This is a genomic window from Stenotrophomonas sp. PS02301, from assembly GCF_029959485.1.
Classification (GTDB): domain Bacteria; phylum Pseudomonadota; class Gammaproteobacteria; order Xanthomonadales; family Xanthomonadaceae; genus Stenotrophomonas; species Stenotrophomonas maltophilia_Z.
Genome location: NZ_JASCOO010000041.1, coordinates 1 through 21041, shown reverse-complemented (window position 1 = coordinate 21041; position 21041 = coordinate 1). Strand labels below are relative to the sequence as shown.

The window sequence follows — 21041 nt, the reverse complement described above, 5'->3', positions numbered from 1 at the left end:
CTGTCGGCATCACCGGGCCTTCGGTGCCGCTGCAGCCGGAGCAGCCGGAGCAGCCGGAGCCACCACCTTGCCTTCGGCATCGATCACCTGCACCTGGCCGAGGTTGAGCGCACGCACCGGTGCCTCGGTCTGCTTGAGGTCACCGACCACCACCCAGGTCAGCGCGTTCGGGTCCAGCGTGGCCGCGGCCTGCTGCACCTGGGCCGGGGTCATCGCCTCGATCTCGGCCTTGCGCTGGACCACATAATCGTCCGGGCGCTGGTAACGCACGATCCCGCTGATGGTGCCCATCACCGCGCTGGCGGTCTCGTAGGCACCGGGCAGGCTCAGGTTCTGGATGTTGCGGATGCGCGCCACCTCGGCCGGGGTGGCCGGCTTGGCACCGCTGGCGAACTCGGCGATCTCCTTGCGCATCTCCTGCATCGCCTCGGCGGTCTTGTCGATCTGCACCGGTGCGCGGGCGCCCCACGGGCGCTGGCCCAGGGTGTTGCTGGCGCTGCTGCCGGCACCGTAGGACCAGTGCTTCTGCTCACGCAGGTTCATGTTCAGGCGCGAGGTGAAGTCGCCGCCCAGCACGCCGTTGGCGATGTCGAAGCGGGTCGACCCCGGGTCCTTGGACGAGGGCACCACCTGGCTGGCGAACAGGTTGGCCTGCACCGCACCCGGCTGGTCGATCAGGTACACGCGGGCCTGGGTCGGCCGTGCCACGTCCACCGGGGCCTTCACCTGCGGGGCCGGGCCCTCGGCCTTCCAGTTGCCGAACTGGCGCTCCAGCAGCGGCACGAGGTCCTTCAGCGTGGTGTCGCCGACCACGATCAGGGTGCCCTGCTCCGGGCGCAGCCAATCACGGTGGAAATCGACCAGGTCCTCGCGGGTCATGGACTGGATGTCCACTTCATTGCCGCTGCCGGTGAACGGGATCGCATACGGATGACCGGCGCCGTACAGCAGGGTCGGCATCACGCGCATCGCGACCGCGCTGGGGTTGACCTTCTCCTGCTGGATGCCGGCGATCCAGGTCGCCTTGACGCGATCGATCTCGGTCTGGTCGAAGCGCGGCTGGCGCAGCATGTCCGCATACAGGGCCAGCGACGGGGCCAGGTTTTCCTTCAGCGCGGACAGATACACGCTGGTGCTGTCCAGCGAGGCGGAGGCATCGAGCTTGGCGCCCAGTGCATCGGCGGCATCGGCGAAGGGCAGCGCGCCCAGCTTGCCGGCGCCCTCGGTGAGCAGCCCCATGGTGAAGTTGGCGGTGCCGGACTTGCGGCCCTGGTCGGCGGTGAAGCCACCCGGGAACTCATAGCTGAACTGCACGACCGGGATGTCGTGACGCTCGGCCAGGATCACCTGGGTGCCATTCTTCAGCGTGGCGCGATGCAGTTCCGGGAATTTCAGGTCCGGGAAGGTCTTGGTCTGCGGCACGCCGGTGCTGCGGTCGACCTGCTGGGCCAGCGTCGTGAAGCTGGGGTCCACGGCGGGCACGGTGAACGGCTTGGGCGTTTCCGACGGCAGTTCGGCCAAGGCAACGCGCGCGCCCGGCTCGACCACGATGGTGTGGTCGCCGGCGCCCAGCCACTTGGCACCGACATCGCGCACCTGCGCGGCAGTGGCCGCATCGATGGTGGCCAGCGACGTGCGGAAGCAGCCCGGGTCACCTTCGTACACGGTGCACTCGGCCAGCGCGTCGGCCTTGCCGCCGAAGCCACCGATGCGCTCGATGCCGCGGATGAAGCCGGCGCGGAAGGCGGTCTTGCCGCGGCTGAGCTCATCGGCGGTCGGGCCGTCCTTGGTCAGGCGCTTCACCTCTTCATCGATGATCGCCTCGACCTTGGCCGGGTCCACGCCCTGCTTGACGCTGGCCATGATCACGAAGTTCGAGCCCAGCTGCGAGCTGTAGGCGCCGGCACTGATGTTGTCCACCAGCTTGTCCTGGTGCAGCAGGCGCTGGTCCAGGCGCGAGGACTTCGCGCCGCCGAGGACCTGCGCGAACAACTGCAGCTGGTCGATGTCGGTGGTGCCGACCTGGGCGACGTTCCACGCGCGGTAGATGCGCGCCTGCGGCACCTTGTCGGTCATCACTTCGCGCGTGCTCTTCTCACGCTTGGCCACGTCCACCTTCGGCTGGGCCATGCTCGGGCCGGCCGGGATGTCGCCGAAGTACCTGGCGACCTTTTCTTTCGCCGTGGCCACATCGATGTCACCGGCCAGCACCAGCACTGCATTGTTGGGGCCGTACCAGGTGCGGAACCACGTTTTCACGTCGTCCAGCGAGGCCGCGTTGAGATCGTTCATCGAGCCGATCACGCTGTGGTGATACGGATGGCCTTCCGGATACATCGCGCGGGTCAGCTTTTCCCAGACCTGGCCATACGGCTGGTTCTCGCCCTGGCGCTTCTCGTTCTGGACCACGCCACGCTGTTCGTCGAGCGCGGCCTGGTCGATCGCGCCGAGCAGATGGCCCATGCGGTCGGACTCCATCCACAGCGCCATGTCCAGCGCCGTGGTCGGCACGTTCTCGAAGTAATTGGTGCGGTCGGTGTTGGTGGTGCCGTTCTGGCCGGTGACACCCACCTGCTTGAAGGGCTCGAAATACTCGCCGTCGTGGTTCTCGCTGCCCTGGAACATCAGGTGTTCGAACAGGTGCGCAAAGCCGGTGCGGCCGGCGGGTTCGTCCTTGCTGCCGACGTGGTACCAGATGTTGACGGCCACGATCGGCGCCTTGCGGTCGGTGTGCACCACCACGCGCAGGCCATTGGGCAGGGTGAACTGCTCGAACGGAATGTCGACCTTGGCCACCGTGGCCGGCTTGGCCAGGACCGGTGCGGGCGCCAGTGAGCCCAATGCGGCGGAGAGCGCTACAGCCAGCAGCGCGGCACGCGGTCGAAGTTGGACGGTCATTCCGGTTCCTTGGTCATGAAAGTGAAGCCGGATGCTAGCGCGCCGCCCAGGCAAAAGGCATCGGCCAACAGTCATTGGGGGCAAAACGGACAGCCTGCAGGCCCTGCGGCGGACAACTGTCCGGACAGCGGACACCGCGACATCGATAAAAACCCTTTGAAATCAACAGATAAAACTTGGCACGCGTCCTGCGTGGTACTGGGCAAGGGAAGCAAGGATCAAATCGAAACTGACTGGATGCTGAACAAAAACAAGAAAGATCAAATTGTTCTTGCACGCCCCGAATCGGTGTACTACCTTACTACCACACCACTGCTCACCAACACTAAACAGGACCTCGCCATGAACACCAAGACGCTCGCCATCGCCATCGCCCTCGCCGCCGGCTCCGCATTTGCTTCGTCGGTGCAGGCCGCCCCCGCCATCGTCACCTTCGACACCGTGCAGGTCCGCCCTTCGGCCGACCAGATCGCCCAGGCCGAGGTTGAGCGCACCAGCAGCATCCCGACCCTGGCCGTCGTGGAAGTCCGCCCGACCGCCGGCCTGATCGCTGACTACCGCGCCGAACTGGCCGCCAACCGCCGCGTCACCACGCTGGCCGCCGTTGAAGTGCGCCCGACCGCCGAACAGCGCCAGGCCCTGGCTGCCGAGCAGACCCGTGACCGCGGCTACGTCGCCACCTTCACCGCTGCGGCCACCGCCGTCGCCAATGAAGTGATCATCAACCTGCCGACCCTGCAGGTGCGTCCGTCGGCTGCCGATCTGCAGGCCCTGGCGCTGGACACCGCCGCTGCCGCCGCCTCGACCCTGATCCGCCAGTAAGCCGTAGCTGCGGTCCCCCGCAGCCACGGCGTACACTTCGCCGATGACTGCCACGCCCACGTTCCATGTCGTTCTGTTCCAACCCGAAATCCCGCCGAACACCGGCAATGTGATCCGCCTCTGCGCCAACACCGGCGCGCGGCTGCACCTGATCGAGCCGCTCGGTTTCGACCTGAGCGACAAGCAGCTCAAGCGCGCCGGCCTGGACTATCACGAATACGCCCGACTGCAGGTCCATCCTGATCTTGAGACCGCCCTGCAGGTGATTGCGCCCAAACGCCTGTTCGCGCTGAGTACCCGCGGCAGCGTGCGTTACGACACCCAGCAATTTGAAGATGGCGATGCCTTCCTGTTCGGCCCGGAAACCCGCGGCCTGCCCCAGGACCTGCTCGACAGCCTGCCCCACGGCCGCCGCCTGCGCCTGCCGATGCAACCGGGCAACCGCAGCCTCAATCTGTCCAACACCGTCGCGGTGGTGATGTATGAGGCGTGGCGCCAGAACGGGTTTGCCGGCGGGCAATGACTCAAAAAGCGTTGATGCCCGTCAGCTCCCGCCCGATCACCAGCTGGTGCACGGTCTCGGTGCCCTCGTAGGTGATCACCGATTCCAGATTGAGTGCATGCCGGATCGCCACATGTTCGGTGGTGATGCCCGCGCCACCGAGCAGATCACGGCACTCGCGCGCGATGTCGATGGCCATGCGGCAATTGTTCCATTTGGCCAGGCTTACCTGCTGCGGCTGCAGCTGGCCGGCATCCTTCAGGCGCCCCAGCTGCAATGCCAGCAACTGCGCGGTGGTGATCCGGCGCGCCATGTCGGCCAGCTTGATCTGCGCACTCTGCGTGGCCGCCACCGGCCGGCCGAACAGCACCCGCTGCTTGGTGTAGGCCAGCGCTTCATCCAGGCACGCCACCGCGGCACCGATCGGGCCCCAGCTGATCCCGTAGCGTGCCTGGTTCAAGCAGCCCAGTGGGCCTTTCAGGCCCTGCACGTTAGGCAGCCGGTTACGGTCGGGCACGCGCACATTGTCGAAGAACAGCGCACCGGTGAGCGAGGCGCGCAGGCTCATCTTGTGCTTGATCTCCTGCGTGCTGAAGCCGGGCATGCCTTTCTCGAGCACGAAGCCCTGGATGCCGTCTTCGGTATGCGCCCAGATGATCGCGATGTCCGCCACCGGCCCACTGGTGATCCACATCTTGCTGCCGTTGATCAGCCAGTCGCCGCCGTCGCGCACCGCGCGGGTCTTCATCGCCGCCGGATCGGAGCCGCCATGCGCCTCGGTCAGGCCGAAGCAGCCGATGACCTTGCCGGTGGCCATGTCCGGCAACCAGCGCACGCGCTGTTCTTCGCTGCCGTAGGCGTAGATCGGGTACATGCACAGCGAGCTCTGTACCGAGACGAAACTGCGCAGCCCCGAATCGCCGCGCTCCAGTTCCTGGCAGATCAAGCCGTAGCTCACCGCGTTCAGTCCGCCGCCGCCGTACTGTTCGGGCAGGCTGGAGCCGAGCAGACCCAGTGCAGCGATCTCGGGGATCAGTTCGTCGGGAAAGCGGCCTTCATCAAATGCATCGCCGATGATCGGCAGCACCCGGGTATCAGTGAAGCGCGCCACCGTCGCCTGCACCGCGCGCTCCTCCTCGCTCAGCAGCGAACGGATATCGAACAGATCGAACGGATTGAGTGACATGGCATCCCGGCAGGTGGCGGTGGAACAGGCCCCCATTGTGGGCGTTGTGCAGGTAGGGGCCAAGGGCTGGCGCAGCAGGAGCTGGCTGCTCCATCCGGGCGCCGATCCAGCCGGCCACCCGATCGCCGGGATGTCCTGATCCCTTATGGCCACGCCCCGGCCAGATACGAACGTGTGCGTGCCCGGAGCGTGGCGATGTCGGGCGCTGTGGCCGGATTACGGATCCTGTCGGCGGCAGTTGGCCTGCCTGGGCGGGATGCCCACGTCCGCCGCATAGATCCATCGGGCCTCTGTTACCGACGTGGCCATCACGTAACGTTGCGGATTACCGGGGCTCGCGCCCCAGCACCAATAGCTCTGGAGCTCGGCACTACTGCTGATGGCTGCAGGCAAGCCGACCGGGTACGCCTGGGCGGGCTTGGCACCGAGCAGTCCTGCCAGCGCCAAGGAGGCACCGACACAGCAGGCGACCATGTTCATGTTGCGATCCTGATATTCGCTCCGAAGCGGAGCTGCATCAAGGTGGCCATTTCCAACGCAACGTTCAGGCACGCAGCGCTCACTTCCCGGTGCCTGCCGCATTTGAACTGATCGATAGGTGCTGTTGCAGTTGGTCGGCCTATCGCTTGTGCGCGGCACGGTAGGCATGGGTCGGTGAATGCGCCCAGGGATTACCGGCGTATCGGTGCAGCGGGGTGATGCTGCGTGCCGCGCGCCGCTGGGAGCCCACTGAAGGTCAAGCGCGGCGCGATGGCGTGGCATTCTCCTACCTTCGTGCCGACCTCAACATCGAGGAAGTATGGGCGTATCGCACGCAGGGTGGATTCATCGCGGACATGTCGGGCCACTCGGGGTATCCATTGAGGGTTCGTTGCGTGTTTCCGTACGACGGCGGCACCGAAACGCCCCGCAGTTCCGCACGATCATTGCAATCACGGTTCCGCGACAAGACGGGCCGATGGGTCCCCATCGTCAGGGTGGATCTGCGCGCAGGTGTCGCAGCGCCCTTCACCTATCGTGACGACGATCAAAGCAACGCACCGTTGTGATGGCCGCCTGAGGAGGCGTGATCCCTGCGCGGCCGTCACCAATGCTGCATCGCAGCAACCCACCGTCCGCGGCGAGCTTTGCGTGCCATGGCGAGGCTGCTGCCTAGGCGTGAACGGGAAGGACCGGTACTCTGGCGCATTGATCCACCGTTTCGCCGTGACGTGACACGGGCGATTCCCAGGCAACCGCCGCCGTTCAACCCGCGGCACTACCCAAGAGTTACGCAGCCCCATGAGCGAAGAAATCAACGTCCTGCCCCCGCGTGAAGTGATGGAATTCGATGTGGTGATCGTCGGTGGCGGCCCTGCGGGCCTGGCCACGGCGATCCGGCTGCGCCAGCGCGCCATCGAGGCTGGCCGCGAGCTGTCGGTCTGCATCCTGGAAAAGGGGTCCGAACCCGGCGCGCACATCCTCTCCGGCGCGGTGATCGACCCACGCGCGTTGACCGAACTGTTCCCGGACTGGGCCGAGCGCGGCGCACCGCTGAAGCAGAAGGTCACCCGCGACGAATTCCTGTTCCTCACCGAGTCCGGATCGCGCAGCACGCCCAACGCGCTGCTGCCGGAGTGCTTCCACAACGAAGGCAACTACATCGTCAGCCTGGGCGAGGTCACCCGCTGGCTGGCGCAGCAGGCCGAGGCGCTGGAGGTAGCGATCTTCCCCGGCTTCCCGGCGGCGGAAGTGCTGTACAGCGACGATGGCGCGGTGATCGGCGTGGCCACCGGCGACATGGGCATCGAGAAGAACGGCCAGCCCGGCCCGGCATTCGAGCGCGGCATGGCGCTGCACGCCAAGTACACGATCTTCGCCGAAGGCTCGCGCGGCCATCTCGGCCGCCAGCTGATCGCCCGCTTCCAGCTCGATGCCGACAAGGATCCGCAGGCCTACGGCATCGGCATCAAGGAACTGTGGCAGATCGATCCGGCCAAGCACGAACCGGGCCTGGTGGTGCACGCCGCCGGCTGGCCGCTGGACAACGACACCTACGGTGGCGCGTTCCTGTACCACGCCGAGGGTGGCAAGGTCTCGATCGGCTATGTGGTCGGCCTGGACTACAAGAATCCGTGGCTGAGCCCGTTCGAAGAGTTCCAGCGCTTCAAGACGCACCCGGACATCCGCAAGCACCTGGAAGGGGGCAAGCGCATCGGCTACGGCGCGCGTGCGATCACCGCCGGTGGCCTGATGTCGCTGCCCAGGACGGTGTTCCCCGGTGGCGCGCTGGTCGGCTGCGAGGCCGGCTACCTCAACGTCAGCCGGATCAAGGGCAGCCACGCCGCGATCAAGACCGGCATGCTCGCCGCCGATGCAGCCTTCGATGCGCTCGCCGCCGATCGCCAGCACGATGAGTTGAGCGCCTATCCGCAGGCATTCGAGAGCAGCTGGCTGCATGCCGAGCTGCAGCAGGCCAAGAACTTCAAGCAGTGGTTCAAGAAGGGCCAGACCGTGGCCACGCTGATGACCGGCATCGAACAGTGGCTGCTGCCCAAGCTGGGCATCCGCAACCCGCCGTGGACGCTGCGCCACAGCACCCCGGACCACGCCTGCCTGGAGCCGGCGTCGAAGCACGCGAAGATCCATTATCCCAAGCCCGATGGCGTGCTCACTTTCGACCGCCTCAGCTCGGTGTTCCTGAGCAGCACCAACCACGCCGAAGACCAGCCCAGCCACCTGACGCTCAAGGATGCCAGTGTGCCGGTGCGGATCAACCTGAGCGAATACGCCGGGCCGGAAGCGCGTTACTGCCCGGCGGGCGTGTACGAGTTCGTCGGCAGCGACGGGCACGAACAGTTGCAGATCAATGCGCAGAACTGCGTGCACTGCAAGACCTGCGACATCAAGGACCCGACCCAGAACATCGTCTGGGTGACCCCGCAGGGCGGTGGCGGCCCAAACTATTCGGGCATGTGATCGACACGGCCTGCGACCACCGGTCGCAGGTCATCGGGCGCGGCAGTCACCGCCGCGCTCGCTATCCTGAGCGTCCTGTTGGACGTGACCGCTGCGCCATGGCCCCTGCTTTCCGATCGACGTTGCCGTTACTGGCCTGCCTGCTGCTGGCGGCGTGTTCGCGCGCACCGCAGACGCCCGAGCAGGCCCATCAGCAGGATCTGCAGCGCGCGTTCGCGATCTGCGCCGGCTGCCACACGGTCAGCCCCGGCGGCGTGCACCGCTTCGGCCCGAACCTGCACGGGGTGATCGGCCGGCGCGCGGGCAGTGTCACCGGCTACCCGTACTCCAACGCCATGCGCGAGGCCGGGCTGACCTGGAACGAGCAGACCCTGGATGCGTTCCTGCGCTCGCCCACGCATGTGGTGCCGGGCACCCGTATGGTCAACACCACCGCCGACCCGGAGCGCCGGCGCCAGGTGATCGAGTACCTGCAGCAGCAGCGCTGATCGCCACGGAACCGGTCAGGACGCCTGCAGCTGTTCCAGGTAGGCACGCAACGCCGCATCGAACGCACCGACCGCCTCGGCATGCGCCGCCACGCCGTCGTCGTCGATGCTGTCCATCAGATGGCGCGCCTCCACCACCAAGGCATCCGCCCCCAGCGTCGCCAACCCGCCCACCAGCCGGTGCAGTACATCCACGAGCGCCGGTGCCGCACGCTCGTGCAGGGCCTCCTGCAGTTGCACCAGATCCTCCGCGGAGGCGCTGCACAGGCTTTCGATCAACACCGCGGCCACGTGCGCCGATCCAAACCGGCGCGTGAGCGCGGCCCGGTCGGGCGGCGCAGGGAGGCTGCCTTGTACATCCGCAGCAGCTGGCGCGTCCGGCAACCACTGCAGCAGTGCCTGGCGCAAGGCGGCCAGCGCCACCGGTTTGGCCAATAGATCATCCATGCCGGCCTCGCGGCAGCGTTGCAGATCGTCCTCCATCGCGCTGGCGGTGAGCGCGATCACCGGCAACCGGGCGGTGCCGCGGTCGCGCTCCTGCTCACGGATACGCCGGGTCATGGCATAGCCGTCCATGACCGGCATCCGGCAATCGGTGAGGACCAGATCGAAACGGGTCCGCGCGAGCAGCGCCAACGCCTGTTCGCCGTTCTCGGCCAGCACGTGCGGCAGACCGAGCTGCTGCATGCGCCAGCCCATCAGTGCCTGGTTGGTGGGATGGTCCTCGACGATCAGTACCCGCCGCTGCAGCAGCGCTGCCGGCACCGGCAGCCTCTGCGCCTGGTCTTCCGCCGCGCCGGGCTGTTCGTCCACCGGCACCGTGGGTACCGTCAGCAGCACCTCCACGCAGGTCCCCTCGCCGGGCACGCTGTGCAGCGTGAGCGTGCCGTGCATCAGGGCGACCAGGCGCTGGCAGATGCTCAGGCCCAGGCCGGTGCCCCCGTACTGGCGGCTGGTCGCTGCATCGGCCTGCGCGAACGGGGCGAACAGATGCTCGCGCTGCGCCGGCGAAATGCCGATGCCGGTATCGCGCACCGTCAGCCGCAGCTGCTGCGCGCCATCGCTATCGATGCCGAGCACCGTCAGTGCGATGTCGACCTCACCAGCGTGGGTGAACTTGATAGCGTTGCTGAGCAGGTTGAACGCGATCTGGCGCAGGCGCATACCGTCCGCCAGATGCATGGCCGCGACGTCGTCGTCGATCTGGATCTGCAGGTCCAGTCCCTTGGCCACTGCCTGCGGTGCAAGCAGCTGCTGCACGTTGCCGAGCAATGCGCGCAGCGCCACCGGATGTGCCTGCAGCGTCAGCGCGCCAGCCTCGATCTTGGAGTAGTCCAGCAGGTCATCGAGGATCTGCCGCAGCATCTGCGCCGAGTCTTCGATCACGCTGATGATACGGCGCTGTTCCCCATCCAGCGCGGTGTGCGAGAGCACCTCGACCATGCCGAGTACCCCGGACATCGGCGTGCGGATCTCATGGCTCATCGTGGCCAGGAACTCGGATTTGGCAGCGGTGGCGCGCTCGGCCGCGGCCTTGGCCAACGCAAGCGCATCGGCCTGCGCGCGCGCCTCGGTGACATCGACCCAGTAGCCGCTCCACAGCAGCGCGCCGTCTTCGGCATCGTAAGGCAGCGCGCGCGCGCGCACCCAGTGCAGCGTGCCATGTGGGGAGGTGCGGAACTCCATGTCCAACGGAGTGAAGTCGCGCGCGGCGCGTTCCATGGCCTGGCGCACACCGGGGCGGTCGCGCTCGTCGATGCGGTCCATCAAGGCGCTTTCGTCAGCCATGGCCTCGGCTGCGGTGACCCCGAACAGGGCGTCCGTGTCGCCGGCGATATACGGCAGCGACAAGCGGCCATCGCGCTCGCGCCGGCCCTGGTAGACGATCGCCGGCAGGTTGTCGGTGACTTCGGCCAAGCGCTGCTCGACCCGCCGGCGCATCGCCACTTCATTGCGCAACCGCCAGTATCCCCAGCCGTGCACCAGCAGCGCCGTCAACAGGACCAGCGCCAGCGGCACCGCCCAGCGCGCAATGCCGCGCCAGTCCAGGTCACTGCGGTATTCGGCCGAGAGCCAGTCACTGCGGATCGCCTCGTGCTCACGCGCGCTCATGTTGACCAGCATGCGGTCGAACGTGGTCGCCAGTGGCGCGTACCGTCGTTTGACCGCCAGCGACAACCGATCACTGAAGCCAGCGGGTGCGGCAACGTGGAGTTGCGCGGGATAGCGCTCGCGCACGATCCGGTCGACGATGGCCAGATTGCCGATGTAGGCATCGGCATCGCCATGCGCCAGCCGGGCCAAGGCCAGTTCGGTGCTGCGCGCCGGCACGATGCGGGCGTTCGGCGCCTGCTGCAGGATGTAGCCCCGCAACCGGTCCGGATCGGTCAGCAGGATGCTGCGTCCGTCCAGATCGCCGATGCCGAGCACCGACCGGCTGCCGCTGGCGGTCACGATCACGTTGGGCACAGTGATGAAGGGCTGGCTGAATACCCAGTCGTCACCCAGGTACGTGGAGTCATTGGGGATGCCCATGATGGCATCGACCTCGCCACGGCGCAGTTGTTCGCGCGCCTCGAACCAGTCATGCGCTGGCACGCGGGTGAGCTGGGCACCCACGTTCCGCAGCAGGCGCAGGTATTCGGCCGCCACGCCACTGGGCTGGTCGGCGCCGTCGATGAACGCCAGCGGTGCCGCATTCGGCGCGAATGCCAGCCGTAGTGGTGTCGCCAATACACGCTTTTCGGCATTGCCCAGGATCATCTGCGACTGCGCCGACCATTCCGGCGTCTGCAGCCAACGCCGCTTCAGGCGCGCGCGTTCGGTGTCCGCCAGCGCCGCCAACCCCAGATCCAGCGCTTCGGCCAAGGGTTGCTTGGCGTTGGGCACCCCGAAGTGCAGACGCTCCGGCGGCAGGTCGCTGGGGCGCAGCAACGCGACATCGGTGAGCCCTCGCTCGGCGATCAGCGACGTGGCTACATAGGCATTGCCGATATACACATCGGCTTCGCCCTTGCCGACCATGGCCAGCGCGGCCGTGGTGTTTGCAGCGATCACGCGGCGGGCAACGGGAAAGCGCGCGCGGACTTCTTCGCTGGTGACGAACTCGCGCTCGGTGACCACACGCAGCCCGCGCAGGTCCGGATCGGCCGAGGCCCGGGTATCACCGGGGCGACCGACCAGCGCCAGCGGCGCATCGGCGTAGGGACGGGTATAGACCATGCAGCGGGTGCGGTCGGCGGTAAGGGTGATGTTCATCACCACATCAACTTCGCCGCGGCATGCTGCATCCAGCACCTCGGTCCAGTCGCGGTACATCCGCACCTTCACCTGCACACCCAGCTGCTGCGTGAGCAGGCTCAGGTAGTCATAGCCCAGGCCGACCGGCTTGCCCTCGTGCAAGGATTCGAACGGCGGCCAGCCGCTGTCGTACATACCCAGGATGATGGTAGGGTGCTTGCCAAGCCACTCGCTCTGCCGGGGCGACAAGGCGAGGGGGTTGGCGGCCGATACCGACACGCCCGCTGCCATTGCAAGCACGAGCAGCACCAGCCAGCGAACGACGCGGATACGCATGCTGCCTGATCTCCGTAGAATGTTGTCCCCACCCCGGCACGGCCCGACGGCTGCCTTACAGGCAATACTAGTCCATGACCCTGCGCATTATCATTGCCGACGACCATCCGGTCGTACGGATCGGCACGAAGGCCGTGATCGAATCCAGCGGCGTTGGCCAGGTGGTGGCCGAGGCCAGTACTGTCGCCGAATTGATGGCCGCGCTGTCCGATCACCCGTGCGATGTCCTGGTTACCGATTACTCCATGCCCGGCGGCCAGCAGGCCGATGGCTTTGCGATGATCGCCATGATCCGCCGGCGTTTCCCCACGTTGCCGGTGCTGATGCTCAGCGTCTCCAACAACCTGGCGATCCTGCGCATGGTGGTCGCCACGGGTGTGCTCGGCCTGGTCGACAAGACCTCGTCGATGGACGAGTTGCCGCTGGCGATCCAGACCGTGCAGCGCGGCATGGCCTACGTCAGCCTCACACTGAAAGAGCGCATTGACGCGATCGGCACGAACAGCGTGGAAGAAGGCGAGGCCAAGCCGCTATCGCCGCGCGAAGTCGAAGTGCTGCGCCTGCTCGGCAGCGGCATGACGGTCAAAGAGATCGCCATGCATCTGCACAAGAGCGTGAGCACCATCAGCCGCCAGAAGGGCGATGCGATGTTGAAGCTCGGTCTGAAGGGCGATGCCGAGCTGTTCGATTACCTGCGCGACGGCGAACGCTGATCGCCGCCGTCCTGCGGACGGCACCTCTGCTTGCGTCACTGCACGCGCGATCCACACCGCCCTTTCAATGGCGCTGCGTCGTGCCTGATGTGTTGCGCGCGCATCTAACAGATCGCGCATGAAGAGTTCCCCGGAATGTGGCCGCATTTATGTACTGCTCAGTTTGATATTCAGGGCTAATTGGGGTGACTAACGGATAATTCACACCTGTCGCCAGCAGCGATCTCCCTCCCCTCTGCTGGCGGACAAAACCAAAAAATACAAAGGTGTCCCCGATGATGAAGACTTCCCTGCTTGCCCTGGGTCTGCTCGCTGCACTGCCGTTCGCTGCTTCGGCAACCGATGGCCTGTCGTACAACTATGTTGAAGGCGGCTACGTGAACACCGATGCCAAGGGCGGCGACGCCGACGGTTGGGCGGTGAAGGGCTCGGTCGCCGTGGCGCCGAACTTCCACGTCTTCGGTGACTACAACGCGCAGGAAACCAAGCGCGGCAGCAATGATGTGGATCAGTGGAAGGTCGGTGTCGGCTACAACTACGGCATCGCCCCGACCACCGATCTGGTCGCCCGCGTTGCTTACCAGAAGTTCGATCCGAAGCACGGTCTGGACTTCAACGGCTACTCGACCGAAGTCGGCGTGCGCAGCGCGTTCACCCCGAACTTCGAAGGCTACGTGATGGCCGGTTACGAGGATTACACCAAGAAGCACGGCATCAACCCGGACGGCGAGTTCTACGGCCGCGTCGGCGCCCAGGCCAAGCTCAACCAGAACTGGGGCCTGGCCGGCGAAGTGAAGCTGGCCAAGGGCGGCGACAAGGAATGGTTCGTCGGTCCGCGCTTCACCTGGTAATACGCACGACGCAATACCGCGGTACGTTGTTGGATGGCGCGGTCTCTCTCCCCTGCGCCATGAAGCCCGGCTCACGCCGGGCTTCACTTATATGCAGCACCTGGCGACACCCTCGTCGGTACGCCACGAAACAACCCGGCCCTGCGCCGGGTTGTTTCGTTCTGGCGGTGACCAGGTAGTTCAGGGGCATTGTGGATCGGGTGCTGTCTCCGCTCAGGTCTACCGCGAGCGTAAGGGTCCCCTATCGGCGGGCAGGCCCCTTGGCAAATGTCCCCCGGCCGACGCCTGACGGCGACGGCCTCCTCCTTGATTTTGCCCAGGGACCTACCCGCCGATAGGGGACTCAGCGTGCGTCAGGCGTGCGGGAGACCGTGCCTTTCTGTCGGCGCCAAGTGGTCTGGATACGTGGGTCGCGATGGCCTTGTGGGCGAAATAAAGGAGGAGGCGGCGGCCGCAGGTCGACGCCGGGGGACATTCGCCGGCAAGGCCATCGCGGCCCAGCGCCCGACCCATCCACCGCCACGCCTGAAGAGGCTCATAGCGCGCTTCATGCCTGCAACGCGGATGGAAGAAGAACCAAAAAAAACCCCGGCGCTTGCCGGGGTTTTTCGTGCATCACTTGAACAGCGTGTCCGGATACTCCGGCTTCTGTTCGCGTGCCAACAGCGCACGCAATCCCTCTTCCGGCGTCTGCTCACCGTGCAGCACCGCGCGCACCCGATCAGAGATCGGCAGGTCGATGCCGTGACGCCGCGCCTGGCGCATCACCTCATCGGCAGTCTGCACCGATTCCACCACCTGGCCGATCTCACGCACCGCATCGGTCAACGTCTGGCCGCGGCCCAGGGCCAGGCCCAGGCGTCGGTTGCGTGACAGATCGCCGGTGCAGGTCAGCACCAGATCGCCCAGACCGGCCAACCCCATCAGGGTTTCCGGCTTGGCACCGATCGCCGCGGCCAGCCGCAGCATTTCGTTGAGGCCACGGGTGATCAGGCCGGCACGGGCATTGAGGCCCAGCTGCATGCCATCGGCGACGCCGGTGGCGACGGCCAGCACGTTCTTCATCGCACCGCCGAGCTCGGCACCGACCATGTCATCGCCGGTGTAGGCGCGGAACGCCGGACCGTGCATGGCATCGGCCACCTGCTGGGCGAAGTCCGGCGCGTCACCGTGCACGGTGATCGCGGTCGGCAGGCCCTGGGTGACTTCCTTGGCGAACGACGGACCGGTCACCACCGCCAGCGGCACGTCCGGCCCAAGGACCTCACGCGCCACTTCGTGCAGGAACCGACCGGAGCCTGGTTCGAAGCCCTTGGTCGCCCAGGCCACGCCGGCATCGGCCGGCCGCAACGGTGCCAGCGCACGCACGGTTTCACCGAAGGCATGCGAGGGCACCACCACCAGGATCCAGGCAGCGTCCTTGACGGCAGCGGCCAGATCGGTGGTCGCGCGCAGCGACTCGGGCAGCGGAATGCCCGGCAGATAACGGGTGTTCTCGTGGCGCTGGTCGATGGCCTCGACCATCGCCGCATCGCGCCCCCACAGCACGGTCGGATGACCATGCCGCGCGAGCAGGCTCGCCAGGGCGGTGCCCCAGGAGCCGGCGCCGAGAACCGCGATTTTGTCTGCGTGGTTGCTCATCCGTACTGCAGCGCCGATCAGGCGTTGCCGGCCGGCTCGGAATCGGCGAGCGAGGTCTCGCCCTGTTCCTGACGCTGGCGCAGGGTTTCGGCGTACAGGCCTTCGAAGTTGATCGGCTGCAGGAAGAACGGCGGGAAGCCGCCGGCCTGGATCAGCTCGCTCACCAGCGAACGCACGTACGGGAACAGGATGTTCGGGCACTGGGTGCCGAGCAGCACGTCGATCGACTGCGGGTCCAGGCCGACCAGGCCGAACACGCCGGCCTGCTGCACTTCGGCCACGTAGGCGGTCTTCTCGCCGGCCTTGCAGGTCAGGGTCACGGCCAGCACGACTTCGAAGGCGCTCTCGCCCAGGCGCTGCACGCGCTGGTCCAGGTTGAGCTGCAGTTCCGGCTGCACGGCGTCATTGAAGACGGCCGGAGCGTTCGGCGATTCGAACGAAACGTCCTTGACGTAGATCTTCTCGACGGTGAACGAGGGACCGGTAGCGGCGTCGACCGGCGCGACGGCGCCGTTGGTGTTCTCTTCGGACATTTCCTGTTGCTCCAAAAATGAATGCTGTAAAAACGGATTGTTACATGCCCTGCGATGGGGGCGCTGTGGGCCGCGCACAAGGCGTGCGCTGCAATCCGAGGGGGATCAGTTGCGGCCCTTGACCAGCGGCAACTCGGCCTGCTGCCACGCCGGGATGCCACCGTCGAGCACGTTGACCTGGGTGAAACCGGCCTTCTTGAGCGCCTTGGCGGCCGTCTCGGAGGCATTGCCACTGCGGCACACCAGCACCACCGGGCTCTGCTGGGCCTTGGCGACCAGCTTGTGCTCCGGACCGAACTGCGCCGGCTGCACGTTGCGGCTGCCCGCGATATGGCCCTTCTCGAAATCGCTGCTCGAAGACAGATCGACCACGATGGCGCCACCGGCATTCATCAGCTGGGTCAGTTCCGCTGGCTTGAGCGACTTGAAGCCGCGGAACAGGCGGCGGACTTCGGTCACGATGATGGCCACGGTCAGGCCGACCAGGGCCATCGACAACATCGGGTTTCGGCCGGCAAAGGCCAGCAACTCTTCGTAATTCACTAAGATCACGGGTCGATAAGCGGGCGCCGATTGTCGCACATGCGGGCGAATCGGCGTCCAGCCCCGTGCGGGCGGGGGGTCAGCGTTCCTGCCAGAGGTCCGGCAGGCCGTTGGCCTGGAGCCAGCGCTTGCCCTCGGCGTCCCAGCGCCAGATCTCCCGGACCCGTACCGTCCGCTCGGACTGGGTGTTGTTGTTGATCACCCGCACCTCGGCGTTGCGCCCGACCCGGCCATCGGGCAACGGCACGTTGTCGCCGGCGCGATAGCTGGAGATTTTCACCTGCTCGAAGCGGCGCAGTTCCAGGTCGGTCATCGGGTGGGCGCGGGCATAGTCGGGATCCAGGTAGGGCAGCGCGTCCTCGACGGTGCCCCAGCGCATCGTGGCGTCGTACTTGACCTGGGTCTCCTCCAGTTCCTTGCGCTGCTTCCTGGTGGTCTTCTGCTCGGCGGCCAGTGCGCTCACGCTGGTCAGCGCGAACAAGGCGATCAGCAGGATCTGAAGCGTACGGCGCATGCGAATTCCCCCAATAGGCAAGGCGCCCATCCTACCGCCTGGCGAAGGCCACGAAACGGCCGCTCAGTTCCGCGGCGGCCTTGTCGCCTTCGCCCGGCTGGCGGGCGGTGAGGCTGATGCGGGCCTTGCCGCGCTGGGCGAAGGTGGCCAGGAAGCTGTCCCAGTCGGTTTCCGCATCGGCCTGGGCCTGTGCGTGCAGATCGCCATAGACCGGGGCGAGGTAGCGGATATGGCTGTCGGCCACGTAGACATCCGCATCGAACCCGGCCAGGCGCAGGCGCAGGGTCACCAGCGCCCATCCGGACAGGGTCAGCGCCGAGGCCAGGCTGCCGCCGAAGGCATTGCCTTTGTCGTTGACGTTGGCTGCCAGCGGAGCGTGGATGTGCAGGACGCCATCGCGGTAGTCGTGGACCCGGATCTGCATGGCCGCCACCGGCGGCATGGCATCCAGGACATGCTGCAGCGCAGACAATTGCGCCGGCAGGGAATCGGTTGCGGACATCTGGCTGATCACGTCACATCGAAGGGCTCGCATAATGCCCGCAATGAACACCGAAACGAAAGTCGCGCCCTGGACCCTGATCTCGCTGCGCCCGCGTGGCCAGCATGCGCCGCTGCGCCGTGCGGCGAAGGCGGCTGGCGCCCACCTCATCGCGCTGTCGCCGTGGGCGCTGCAGGCCCAGCGCGATGCTGCCACCCACGCCGACCTCACCGCCGCGCTGGCGGCCGAGCGCGTGGTCTTCAGCAGCCCTGCCGCGGTGCAGGCCGCCGCGCGCCTGGTGGATCTGGCCGCGCCCCACCCGGGGCAGTGGCTTGCCGTGGGCGCCGGCACGGCGGCGGCGCTGCACCGCCAGGGCGCGCAGGACATCGCCGCACCGGCGCGGATGGACAGCGAGGGCCTGCTTGCGTTGCCGGCATTGGCTGACCTGCACGGCCTGCGCGCGGGCCTGGTTACCGCCCCGGGCGGCCGCGGGGTGATCGCGCAGACCCTTGAGCAACGCGGTGCCCAACTGCTGCGCGCCAACGTGTATGCGCGCCAGCCGCTGCCGCTGGCCCCGCGCGCCCTGCAGCGCCTGCGCCGCGCGGCCATGCCCTGGGTGCTGGCACTGAGCAGCGGCGAGGCCCTGGCGCTGTTGCTGGTGCAGTTACCCGACGATCTGCAGGCACCGCTGCGCGCGGCCACCGTGGTGGCCGCCAGCGAGCGGCTGGCCGCACAGGCGCGCGCCGCAGGCTTCGGGCAGGTACGGGTCGCAGCCGGGCCGTTGCCGGCACAGCTGGTCGCGGCTGCACACGCCGCCCTCATCGCGCCCGCATCTTCCTGAACAGGGAGCCGGGACGGTCTTGCAGGGGCCTTGGGCGGCGGGCGATGCTGTGTGCCACGTCGCTCGCCAGCCAAGCGGATTGCCCGGCGCGCGCGACAAGGATGCCCGTATGAATGACCCTGTTTCGCTCCCCTCTCCGAGCCGCCCCCTGCGCTGGATCGTGCCGATCACGGCGCTCGTCGTGTTGGCCGGCGGCGGCGCCTGGGGCTGGACGCAGTGGCAGTCGCGACAGGCGCAGGAACGACTGCGCGAACAGAACGACCAGTTGCAGGTGCAGGGCCTGCTGGACAGCGTGGAAGCACTGCGCCGCGACCAGCGTTCGACCTCCCAGCGCGTGCAGGACGCCGCCGCCACCAACCGCGTGCTGCGCGATGAAATGCTCGGCCTGAGCCAGCGCAATGCGCTGCTCGAAGAGAACCTGGCCAAGCTGGCCGACAGCACCCGCCACGGCGCGCAGGCACTGCAGCTGGAAGAAGCCGAACTGTTGTTGAGCCAGGCCGGCCAGCGGCTGGCCTATGCCGATGACGCAGAAGGCGCCAAGCGCCTGTACGCGTTGGCGGCCGCCTCGCTGGACGACGTGCAGGGCAACGAGTATCTGAACCTGCGGCAGGCATTGATGCAGGAGCGCAATGCGGTGGAGGCGCTCGGCCCCGGGGTGCGCGCGCAGACCCAGGCACGGTTGGGCCGGTTCGCCCAGGCCCTGACCACCCTCCCCGAACAGATCGACGCCCCGGCCGATACGACTGCCGGCACGCCATGGTGGCACCAGGTGCTGGCGCCGTTCGTGACCATCACCCCCACCCGCCTGCAGGGCCCGCTGACCGAAGCCGACCGCGTGGCCGCGTGGGATTCGCTGCAGCTGGAACTGACCTTGGCGCGGGCAGCGGTGGAGCGCGGCGACCCGTCCGGGTATCTCCAGGCGTTGGACCGCGTTGCACTGTGGTTGCCGCGGCTGTGGCCGGATTCACCTGCTCTGCGCGAGCAACGTGCTGAACTGCAGCAACTACGCGCCTGCGAGCTGCGTCCATCGCTGCCCGAACTGGGCAGCACCCTGCAGCAACTGCGCTCGATGCGTAACGGGAGATAATCGATGAAGCCCTTTCAATCTCTGGTGGTCCTGCTCCTGGCCGTGGCCTTGGGCGTGATCGCCTCACAGTGGCTCGGCACCGAACAGCTGCGCCAATTCGGCGAAGTGATCTACCGCTACGGCGGCACCGACTACCGCTCTACCGTGCCCCAGGTCGCGCTGATGGTGCTGGTCGGGGTGCTGGTGCTGTGGCTGCTGTGGAGTCTGCTGGCCTCGCCGTTCCGCGCCTGGGGCCGCTACCGCCGCAAGCAGGGCCGCGCCCGCCTGACCGAAGGCCTGCAGGCCCATGAACAGGGCCACTGGCAGCGCGCGGAAAAGCTGCTGACCAGCGCTGCTGAGGACAAGGAAGTGAGCGCGGTCGCCTTGGTCACCGCCGTGCGCAGTGCGCAGGCGCGCGATGACGATGCGGCGTTCAATCAGTACCTGCAGCGCCTGGCCACCGAAGATGCCACCAGCCACGCCCTGCTGCTGGCCGAACGCCTGCTGGCACAGGAACGCCCGGTCGATGCGATCAACGTGCTGGACGTTGCCGCGATCCAGCCGCTGCCGCCGCGTGGCCTGTGGCTTCGCACCGAAGCGCTGGCACGTGCCGATCGCGCGCATGAGGCCTATGGCCAGCTGGGCGCACTGCGCAAGCAGAAGGTCCTGCCGGATGCGGCCGTGGCCGAGCTGGAAATCCGCCTGGCCGCACAGTCGCTGCTGGAAGCCGGTGACGTCAACGCGCTGGCCGCCCAGTGGGAAGCCACGCCGAAGGCATTGCGCAGCGATCCCGATGTCGTCTCCGCCTATGCGCTGCGCGCAGTGGCACTGGACTGGGACGAACCGGCTCTGCTCAACCTCGAACAGGCCCTGGACACGCGCTGGGACGAATCGGTGGTGACGCTTTACGGCCAGATGCCGGTCGAAAAGCTGGCCACGCGCCAGGCCAACCTGCAACGCTGGTTGACCACGCAGCCCGCCAGCCCCGCATTGCTGCTGGCGCTGGGCCGCATTGCCGCCCGTCAGCGCCAGCGCACGCTGGCCGAGGATTACCTGCACCGCGCGATTGCCGCCGGCGCCGGCCCGGCCGCGTGGGAAGCGTTGGGCGAGGTGTTCCTGGATCGCGGCGAGACCGCGCTGGCCTCGCAGTGCTTCGCCAATGCCCTGCGCCAGCAACGTGGGGATGACAGCGTGGCGCTGGCCCGTGCATCGACCACCACGCCACTGGACCCGATCGTGCCCGAACGCGCCACCATCGAAGAGCAATCGCTGATGGGCGAACCGGCGCCGGTGCAGGATCGCCTGCACGTGGAACGCGACGAGTTCGGCAATCCGCGCCTGCCGTAACGTGCGACGCGGCACCCGGTAGTGCCGGCCGCTGGCCGGCAATGCGGAGTCCCGGAGAGGATTTGAGGAGCCGGCCAGCGG

Annotated in this window: 19 protein-coding genes; 10 read left to right on the top strand and 9 right to left on the bottom strand. The window is 67.1% G+C overall.

What is annotated here, in order from left to right:
- Positions 1-9: 9 nt before the first annotated feature.
- Positions 10-2898: a pitrilysin family protein gene (locus QMX81_RS11635; RefSeq protein ID WP_282261648.1), complete on the bottom strand. Its 2889-nt coding sequence runs from the start codon at positions 2896-2898 to the stop codon at positions 10-12.
- Between the two features lie 342 nt (positions 2899-3240).
- Here QMX81_RS11635 and QMX81_RS11630 point away from each other — a divergent pair, with 342 nt between their 5' ends.
- Entirely contained in the window at positions 3241-3720 is a 480-nt protein-coding gene (locus tag QMX81_RS11630) for a hypothetical protein (protein WP_121044425.1), read from the top strand.
- Between the two features lie 43 nt (positions 3721-3763).
- A complete protein-coding gene (gene trmL / locus QMX81_RS11625) occupies positions 3764-4243 on the top strand; it encodes a tRNA (uridine(34)/cytosine(34)/5-carboxymethylaminomethyluridine(34)-2'-O)-methyltransferase TrmL (protein ID WP_152154138.1) in 480 nt (159 codons plus the stop codon).
- Between the two features lies 1 nt (position 4244).
- Here the strand turns inward: trmL and QMX81_RS11620 are convergent, their stop codons facing one another.
- A complete protein-coding gene (locus QMX81_RS11620) occupies positions 4245-5408 on the bottom strand; it encodes an acyl-CoA dehydrogenase family protein (RefSeq protein ID WP_121044431.1) in 1164 nt (387 codons plus the stop codon).
- Positions 5409-5624: 216 nt separating this feature from the next.
- Positions 5625-5888, bottom strand: coding sequence for a hypothetical protein (locus QMX81_RS11615; protein ID WP_121044434.1), 264 nt, complete (start codon positions 5886-5888; stop codon positions 5625-5627).
- A 215-nt stretch (positions 5889-6103) separates the two neighbouring features.
- Between QMX81_RS11615 and QMX81_RS11610 the strand changes: the two genes are divergently transcribed.
- From QMX81_RS11610 to QMX81_RS11600, 3 genes are all read left to right on the top strand, one after another.
- The gene (locus tag QMX81_RS11610) at positions 6104-6457 is read left to right on the top strand and encodes a hypothetical protein (RefSeq protein WP_282261644.1); all 354 of its coding nucleotides are present in this window, start codon (positions 6104-6106) and stop codon (positions 6455-6457) included.
- A 232-nt stretch (positions 6458-6689) separates the two neighbouring features.
- Positions 6690-8366 carry an electron transfer flavoprotein-ubiquinone oxidoreductase gene (locus tag QMX81_RS11605; protein ID WP_282261641.1) on the top strand — a complete coding sequence of 559 codons (1677 nt, stop codon included), beginning with the start codon at positions 6690-6692 and terminating at the stop codon, positions 8364-8366.
- Positions 8367-8464: 98 nt separating this feature from the next.
- Positions 8465-8854, top strand: a complete 390-nt coding sequence (locus QMX81_RS11600) for a c-type cytochrome (RefSeq protein ID WP_121044440.1) — start codon at positions 8465-8467, stop codon at positions 8852-8854.
- 15 nt (positions 8855-8869) lie between these two features.
- Here QMX81_RS11600 and QMX81_RS11595 read toward each other — a convergent pair whose 3' ends face one another.
- Positions 8870-12430, bottom strand: coding sequence for a transporter substrate-binding domain-containing protein (locus QMX81_RS11595; protein ID WP_121044443.1), 3561 nt, complete (start codon positions 12428-12430; stop codon positions 8870-8872).
- Between the two features lie 74 nt (positions 12431-12504).
- On the opposite strand from QMX81_RS11595, the gene QMX81_RS11590 reads away from it, so the two are divergent.
- Complete coding sequence (locus QMX81_RS11590) at positions 12505-13143, top strand: response regulator transcription factor (protein WP_121044447.1); 639 nt, start codon at positions 12505-12507, stop codon at positions 13141-13143.
- 278 nt (positions 13144-13421) lie between these two features.
- A complete protein-coding gene (locus QMX81_RS11585; protein WP_183073837.1) occupies positions 13422-13994 on the top strand; it encodes an Ax21 family protein in 573 nt (190 codons plus the stop codon).
- A gap of 615 nt (positions 13995-14609) precedes the next feature.
- On the opposite strand, the gene QMX81_RS11580 is transcribed toward QMX81_RS11585, so the two are convergent.
- From QMX81_RS11580 to QMX81_RS11560, 5 genes are all read right to left on the bottom strand, one after another.
- Complete coding sequence (locus QMX81_RS11580) at positions 14610-15635, bottom strand: NAD(P)H-dependent glycerol-3-phosphate dehydrogenase (RefSeq protein WP_121044455.1); 1026 nt, start codon at positions 15633-15635, stop codon at positions 14610-14612.
- A gap of 17 nt (positions 15636-15652) precedes the next feature.
- Positions 15653-16168 (bottom strand): protein-export chaperone SecB, encoded by a 516-nt coding sequence (gene secB, locus QMX81_RS11575; RefSeq protein WP_282261633.1) that lies wholly within the window; start codon positions 16166-16168, stop codon positions 15653-15655.
- Between the two features lie 105 nt (positions 16169-16273).
- Positions 16274-16711: a rhodanese-like domain-containing protein gene (locus tag QMX81_RS11570; protein WP_121044459.1), complete on the bottom strand. Its 438-nt coding sequence runs from the start codon at positions 16709-16711 to the stop codon at positions 16274-16276.
- A 79-nt stretch (positions 16712-16790) separates the two neighbouring features.
- Positions 16791-17225 (bottom strand): hypothetical protein, encoded by a 435-nt coding sequence (locus QMX81_RS11565; protein WP_121044462.1) that lies wholly within the window; start codon positions 17223-17225, stop codon positions 16791-16793.
- Between the two features lie 31 nt (positions 17226-17256).
- Positions 17257-17727 carry a YiiD C-terminal domain-containing protein gene (locus tag QMX81_RS11560; RefSeq protein ID WP_026070058.1) on the bottom strand — a complete coding sequence of 157 codons (471 nt, stop codon included), beginning with the start codon at positions 17725-17727 and terminating at the stop codon, positions 17257-17259.
- 43 nt (positions 17728-17770) lie between these two features.
- Here QMX81_RS11560 and QMX81_RS11555 point away from each other — a divergent pair, with 43 nt between their 5' ends.
- From QMX81_RS11555 to QMX81_RS11545, 3 genes are all read left to right on the top strand, one after another.
- Positions 17771-18547, top strand: a complete 777-nt coding sequence (locus QMX81_RS11555) for a uroporphyrinogen-III synthase (RefSeq protein WP_152154150.1) — start codon at positions 17771-17773, stop codon at positions 18545-18547.
- Positions 18548-18656: 109 nt separating this feature from the next.
- Entirely contained in the window at positions 18657-19634 is a 978-nt protein-coding gene (locus QMX81_RS11550; RefSeq protein ID WP_282261627.1) for a uroporphyrinogen-III C-methyltransferase, read from the top strand.
- A 3-nt stretch (positions 19635-19637) separates the two neighbouring features.
- On the top strand, positions 19638-20960 hold the full coding sequence (locus QMX81_RS11545) for a heme biosynthesis HemY N-terminal domain-containing protein (RefSeq protein WP_282261625.1): 1323 nt from the start codon (positions 19638-19640) through the stop codon (positions 20958-20960).
- Positions 20961-21041: the final 81 nt, after the last annotated feature.